Annotated in this window: 4 protein-coding genes; 2 read left to right on the top strand and 2 right to left on the bottom strand. The window is 71.3% G+C overall.

Annotated elements, in window-relative coordinates:
• Nucleotides 1-728: ROK family protein (locus ESO86_RS11990; RefSeq protein ID WP_165307735.1), on the top strand; the 728-nt coding region annotated here is incomplete at its 5' end.
• Nucleotides 729-783: 55 nt separating this feature from the next.
• Here the strand turns inward: ESO86_RS11990 and ESO86_RS11985 are convergent.
• Nucleotides 784-1,257 (bottom strand): NUDIX hydrolase, encoded by a 474-nt coding sequence (locus tag ESO86_RS11985; RefSeq protein WP_129235239.1) that lies wholly within the window; start codon nt 1,255-1,257, stop codon nt 784-786.
• 312 nt (nt 1,258-1,569) lie between these two features.
• Between ESO86_RS11985 and ESO86_RS11980 the strand changes: the two genes are divergently transcribed.
• Nucleotides 1,570-2,889: an MFS transporter gene (locus ESO86_RS11980; protein ID WP_129235238.1), complete on the top strand. Its 1,320-nt coding sequence runs from the start codon at nt 1,570-1,572 to the stop codon at nt 2,887-2,889.
• A 78-nt stretch (nt 2,890-2,967) separates the two neighbouring features.
• Here ESO86_RS11980 and ESO86_RS11975 read toward each other — a convergent pair whose 3' ends face one another.
• Nucleotides 2,968-4,434: a SulP family inorganic anion transporter gene (locus tag ESO86_RS11975; RefSeq protein WP_129235240.1), complete on the bottom strand. Its 1,467-nt coding sequence runs from the start codon at nt 4,432-4,434 to the stop codon at nt 2,968-2,970.
• Nucleotides 4,435-4,506: the final 72 nt, after the last annotated feature.

The raw sequence follows: 4,506 nt of genomic DNA, 5'->3' as shown, positions 1-4,506 counted from the left end.
CGGCGCACCGGCTCGTCGGCGTCGGCGTCGGCACGGCCGGCCCGCTCCTCGGCGACGGAACGCACGTGTCGCCCTTGAACATGCCGGGCATCCGCGACCTGCCGCTCGTGCCGACGGTCGAGCCCTTCGCGCAGGGCGCACCCGTCGACGTCGCGCTCGACGGCACGTGCATCGCGCTCGCCGAGGCGCGCTTCGGCGCGCTGCGCGGCGTGCGCAACGGCATCGCGATGGTGGTGTCGACCGGGATCGGCGGCGGGCTCGTCGTCGACGGCCGGATCATCCGCGGCGAGACGGGCAACGCCGGGCACGTGGGGCAGGCCTGGGTTCGCCGGCCGTCCGGCGACGACCCCGTCGCCGCGACCGTCGAGGGGGTCGCCTCGGGGCCGGCCACCGTCCGGTGGGCGAGCGCCCACGGCTGGATCGGAGCCGACGGGCTCGCGCTCGCGGCCGACTATCGCGCGGGTCACCCGATCGCGGTGCAGGCCGTGCACCGGTCGGCCGATGCCGTGGGGCAGGCGATCGCGTCGTTCGCCGCGCTGCTCGACGTCACCACCGTCGCGGTCGGCGGCGGCTTCTCCCGGGTCGCCGACGACTACCTGCCCCTCGTCGAGGCGGCGGCGCACCGAACCGCCGTGCTCCCCGCTTCGCGGGAGGTGCGCGTCGTGGCCGCCGAGCTCGGCGACGACGCGCCGCTCGTCGGGGCCGCCCTGCTCGCGTTCGAGGACTGATCCGGCGGACCGCGGTACGCGCTCGTCACGCGGGCGCCGATGGCGTCGAGGGCGTTCAGTCGACCTCGAACCGCGCCGGCCCGTCGCCCGCGGCGAGCGCGGCCTCGATGCGGCGGCGATGCTCGGCGTTGACGGCGCCGAGGTCGGCCGGGTCGTGCCATCCGAGGTCGGTCATCTCGCCGTCGGCGGGGTGCGGCTCACCGTCGAGCCAGCTGCAGCGGAAGGTGAGGTCGAGGTAGTCGGCCTGGTCGCCGTTGCCGTAGACGACGCGCGGCACCTGGTGCACCCACGCGAGCCGGTCGACCGCGATCCGCACGCCGGCCTCCTCGAGCGCCTCGCGGGCCGCGGCCACGGCCGGCTCCTCGCCGGGATCGACGATGCCGGTGATCGGGGTGAGGGCGCCGGTGTCGGAGCGCCGACCGAGGAGGACCCGCCCGTCGCGGAGGATGACGGCGGTCACGCCGACGAGCGGCAATGGAGCGGTGCCGACGTGGCGTCGGAGCTCGAGCACGAAGTCGGGCGTGGGCATGGCGAAACCCTACGCGAGCCCCGTGGCCCGCAGCGCGAGCGCCTCGGTTCGAAGGATGAGGCGCGCGATGGGCCTCGAGACGGGGTCGTGCCACGGCTCATCCTTCGAATTCGAGCGAGCGACACGTCGACGTGCTCGAACCGCCATCCGTTCGTCGCGCAGGAACCGCCGTTCGTCGCAGGGGGCTACCGTTCGCCGCGGGTGGTGCGCTATGTTCGGATTTCCAACCGAACGATCGGTCGGGAAACCCGCAACGGCGCACCACCCCCGCGTCGGTCCCCGATTCACCCTGCACAGAACAACGGAGTTCGCATGACCGCAACCGTCCAGGAATCCTCGCGCACCGGGAGGATGTCCACCGAGGAGCGCAAGGTCCTCGCCGGCACCCTCGTGGGCACGTCCATCGAGTGGTACGACTTCTTCATCTACGCCCAGGCGGCCGGGCTCGTCCTCGCCCCGCTCTTCCTCGCCCCGCTCGCCGAGGCGAACGCCACGCTCGCGCAGGTCCTCGCCTTCGCGACGATCGGCATCTCGTTCCTCTTCCGCCCGCTCGGCGCAGTCGTCGCCGGGTGGCTCGGCGACAAGCTCGGCCGGAAGAAGATGCTGGTCTTCACCCTCATCCTCATGGGCCTGTCCACCTCGCTCATCGGCTTCCTGCCGACGTACGCCGCGATCGGCATCGCGGCGCCGATCCTGCTGATCCTGCTCCGCATCCTGCAGGGCTTCTCGGCCGGCGGCGAGTGGGGCGGCGCGGCGCTCATGTCGGTCGAGCACGCCCCCAAGGGCAAGCGCGGCTTCTTCGGCGCCTTCCCGCAGATCGGCGTGCCCGTCGGCATGATCCTCGCGACCTTCACGCTCTGGATCATCACCTCGTCCATGTCGCCGGAGGCGTTCATGGAGTGGGGCTGGCGCATCCCGTTCATGCTCTCGATCGTGCTGATCGTGGTCGGCTACATGATCCGTCGCGCGGTCGAGGAGAGCCCGGTCTTCAAGGAGCTCCAGGAGCGCAAGCAGGAGTCCTCGGCCCCGCTCAAGGAGCTGTTCCGCAGCAACACGAAGAACGTCGTCCTCACCGCCGTCATCTTCATCGCGAACAACGCCGCGGGCTACCTCCTGATCGCGTACTTCGCGACCTACGCGGTGACCGCGCTCGGCATGGACCGGCCGACGGTGCTGCTCGCCACCACGTTCGCGTCGTTCGGCTGGCTCGTCTTCACGCTCTGGGGCGGACGCCTCTCCGATCGCCTCGGTCGCATCCGCACCTTCCAGATCGGCTACGCGTTCCTCGCGCTCTGGGCGATCCCGATGTGGTTCCTCATCGACACCGGGAACATCGTCTGGTACTTCGTCGCGCTGTTCCTGATGACGTTCGGCCTCGGCCTCTCGTACGGCCCGCAGGCCGCGCTCTACGCCGAGATGTTCCCGGCGAAGGTGCGCTACTCGGGCGTCTCGATCGGCTACGCGCTCGGCGCCATCCTCGGCGGCGCGTTCGCCCCGATGATCGCCGCGGCCCTGCTCGGCGAGACCGGCCAGTCGTGGACGATCGGCCTCTACATCGCGATCGCCGCGGTCATCTCCCTGATCGGCGTCTCGCTGGTCAAGGAGACGAAGGACGTCGACCTGAGCGTCTGACCCCCTGAACGGGCGAGAGGCGGATGCCGCGTGGCATCCGCCTCTCGTCGTCTCCGCGGTGCGCGCCCGCGCCCGACGTCAGTGGCCGGCGCCCAGCTGCCCGGCGAGGCGCGCGTGCATCGCCGAGCTCGCCTCGTTCAGCCCCTCGATGACGACGCGCTTGCCGTGGTGCTCGTACTTGGTCGTGATCGCGTCGAGCGCGGCCACGGTCGAGGCGTCCCAGATGTGCGAGCCCGACATGTCGATCACGACCCGCTCCGGGTCGTCGGCGTACTCGAACTGCGTGGTCAGGTCGTTCGACGAGGCGAAGAAGAGCTCGCCGTCGACGCGGTAGTGCGCGGTCGGCACCGGCTCGTCGAGCGAGACCCGACGGGTCACGGTCGCGAAGTGCGCGACGCGACGGGCGAACGCGACCATCGCCACGAGCACCCCGACGATGACGCCGATCGCGAGGTTGTGCGTGGCGACGACCACGACCACGGTCGCCACCATGACGGTCGTCTCCGACTTCGGCATCCGCTTGAGCGTCGACCAGCGGACCGAGTGCCAGTCGAAGGTCGCGACCGAGACCATGATCATGACGGCGACGAGCGCGGCCATCGGCATGATCGCGACGAGGTCGCCGAGTCCGACGACGAGCACGAGCAGGAAGACGCCCGCGAGGAACGTCGAGATGCGCGTCCGCGCGCCCGACACCTTCACGTTGATCATCGTCTGGCCGATCATGGCGCAGCCGCCCATGCCGCCGAAGAGGCCGGAGAGCATGTTGGCGACGCCCTGGCCGAGCGCCTCGCGCGTCTTGCGCGAGCGGGTGTCGGTGATGTCGTCGACGAGCTTCGCCGTCATGAGCGACTCGAGGAGCCCGACGAGGGCCATCGCGAGCGCGAACGGCGCGATGGTCGCGAAGGTCTCCCACGTGAGCGGCACGTCCGGGATGAACAACTCGGGCAGGCTCTCGGGCAGCTCGCCCTCGTCGCCGACGGTGGGCACCTGCCAGCCGGCCGCGACGACGACGACCGTGAGGACGACGATCGCGATGAGCGGCGCGGGCACGGCCTTCGTGAGCCGCGGTACGCCGACCATGATCACGAGTCCGGCCGCGACCAGCGGGTAGACGAGCCAGGGCACCCCGACGAGGTGCGGGAGCTGTGCGGCGAAGATCAGGATCGCGAGCGAGTTGACGAATCCGACCATGACGCTCCGCGGGATGAAGCGCATGAGCTTCGCCACGCCCAGGGCCCCGAGCACGAGCTGGAACACGCCCGCGAGGATCACGGTCGCGATGAAGTAGTCCATGCCGTAGTCACGCGCGACGGGCGCGATGACGAGCGCGACGGCGCCCGTGGCGGCCGTGATCATCGCCGGACGCCCGCCGAGGAATGCGATCGACACCGCCATCACGAACGACGAGAAGAGGCCGACCCGCGGGTCGACGCCGGCGATGATCGAGAACGAGATCGCCTCGGGGATCAGGGCGAGCGCGACGACGAGGCCCGCGAGCACCTCGCGGGTGAGCAACCGGGGGGTGCGGAGTGCGGTGAGCACCGAGGGCTGGTCGCGGACCCGGGCGCGTGCGGCGGCGCGCGCGTCGGCGGTCTCGGGGGCGGGGTCGGCGGG

It is taken from the genome of Agromyces binzhouensis (assembly GCF_004135055.1).
Classification (GTDB): Bacteria; Actinomycetota; Actinomycetes; order Actinomycetales; family Microbacteriaceae; genus Agromyces; species Agromyces binzhouensis.
This window is presented reverse-complemented; position numbering and strand designations above follow the sequence as displayed.

Coding starts and splice junctions, on each gene's coding strand:
- ESO86_RS11980 (WP_129235238.1), top strand. CDS start 1,570: ATGACCGCAACCGTCCAGGAATCCTCGCGCACCGGGAGGATGTCCACC.
- ESO86_RS11985 (WP_129235239.1), bottom strand. CDS start 1,257: ATGCCCACGCCCGACTTCGTGCTCGAGCTCCGACGCCACGTCGGCACC.